Below are 1,670 nucleotides of genomic sequence, written 5' to 3' on the forward strand. Positions count from 1 at the left end.
CGACGATGTCGAACCATCCTCGCTCCTGGCGCGCGCGCCCTACTGCGATGGTCATCTCAACCTCTCCTTAAAAACATGATGAGGACATTAATGAAACTACAAATTTTGCTCCTTTGAAGCAAGACTGGTGCCTAGGTATAAAGACTCAGTCTGCGAACTTGTCGCCTTGGTTTCCCTGCACGGATTCCTGGCCAGAACTGACCAACCGCTGCTTCAGGCAGCTTTGCTGGCGTTCCGAACTGCTCTTGGAATCCTCAGCAGAGCTGTGGCGATCCCGACGAGCCGCCCTAGGGCCACCGAACAAGTTTCACGGCTGTCGGCATTACAATTTAGCCTACGCCAGTAAAGACTTGTAAATTGCTTTCATTATAGAGGGGGGGGACTCGTTCCCATCAAGTCCGAGGTGGCTGGGATCTTCACAGACTGTAATCTTTGCGGTTTTTCTCTCCTGAGATATTGAGCTAGAGGGGCTGCCTCACCCTGGGGAAGGCCGAAGGCACAAGATCCGATATCCTTGAAGGGCGAGGCAATCCACCTGAGAGGAATCTATGGCTAGTGAGATCTTCACCATTGCTGGGCTCTCCATCGTCCTGACCCTAGTGGGTGTGGCGCTTGGATACGGGATCTTGCGCATCACCCAGGGCGGGGCCGAGTAGGGATTTCCTCATTTGGTAAAACATGAAAATCGGCATCGTCGGCGCCGGGGCAGTCGGGGGGCATTTGGCCGTTTGCCTGGCTCGCGCCGGCTTTTCAGTCAGTGTGGTGGCGCGGGGATCCCACCTGCAGGCCATCCGCAGCCAAGGCTTGAAGCTGATCCGGCAGGGGGATCCCCCTGTGGCTTGGGTAGAGCGGCTGACGGCCAGCGACGACTTGGCTGAGCTGGGGCGGCAAGATGTGGTGATCGTTGCTGTCAAGGCCCACAGCTTGCCCCTGCTTGCCCCGCAATTGGGATCCCTGTGTGGCCCGGATAGCCCCGTTGTGGTTGTCCAGAATGGTATCCCCCGGTGGTACTTTTACCGGCATGGCGGCGAGTTTGAGGGGCGCTCCTTGACTTCGGTGGATCCGGGCGGGGTGATCGCCGCGCATCTGCCAGTCGAGCGGGTGATCGGCTGTGTGGTGTACATCGCCGTGCAGTTGGCAGAGCCGGGGGTAGTTTTGCATACCGGTGGCGGGCGCTACATTCTGGGAGAGCCGGATGGGTCGTTGTCGGAGCGGCTGCGCTCTCTGGCGGCCATCTTTGAGCAGGGGCAGCTTTCTGTGGCCCTCACCTCCCAAATTCGGGTCGAGATCTGGCAAAAACTTTGGGGGAACGCCGCCTTCAATCCCATCAGCGCCCTTACCCGCGCGGCCCAAGACGCAATTGCCCAGTACCCGCCCACCCATGCTTTGGTTCGGTCGGCGATGCAGGAAACCGAGGCGGTGGCCCAAGCATTTGGGATCCGGCTGCCGGTCTCTTTGGAAGAGCGGCTGAAGGATGCAGCCCGTGTGGGCTCCCATCGCACCTCGATGCTGCAGGATATCGAGCGGGGGCAACCGACGGAGATCGAGAGCATTGTCGGCGCCATCACGGAGCTGGGGCGTTGGGCGGGGATCCCGACTCCCCATCAGAACCTCTGGGGTACTCCCGCCACAGCGCAGCTTGGCGGGATGGGGGATAGGCGGTGAGACGA

Annotated in this window: 2 protein-coding genes; both read left to right on the forward strand. The window is 59.9% G+C overall.

All coding sequences use genetic code 11. The features are described from left to right. Positions 1-548 precede the first annotated feature (548 nt). Entirely contained in the window at positions 549-656 is a 108-nt protein-coding gene (locus NW848_RS16745; protein WP_011431156.1) for a PetM family cytochrome b6-f complex subunit 7, read from the forward strand. A gap of 22 nt (positions 657-678) precedes the next feature. Continuing rightward, positions 679-1,665, forward strand: a complete 987-nt coding sequence (locus tag NW848_RS16750) for a ketopantoate reductase family protein (RefSeq protein WP_414403048.1) — start codon at positions 679-681, stop codon at positions 1,663-1,665. Positions 1,666-1,670 lie beyond the last annotated feature (5 nt).

It is taken from the genome of Synechococcus sp. RC10A2 (genome assembly GCF_047502605.1).

Coding starts and splice junctions, on each gene's coding strand:
- NW848_RS16745 (WP_011431156.1), top strand. CDS start 549: ATGGCTAGTGAGATCTTCACCATTGCTGGGCTCTCCATCGTCCTGACC.
- NW848_RS16750 (WP_414403048.1), top strand. CDS start 679: ATGAAAATCGGCATCGTCGGCGCCGGGGCAGTCGGGGGGCATTTGGCC.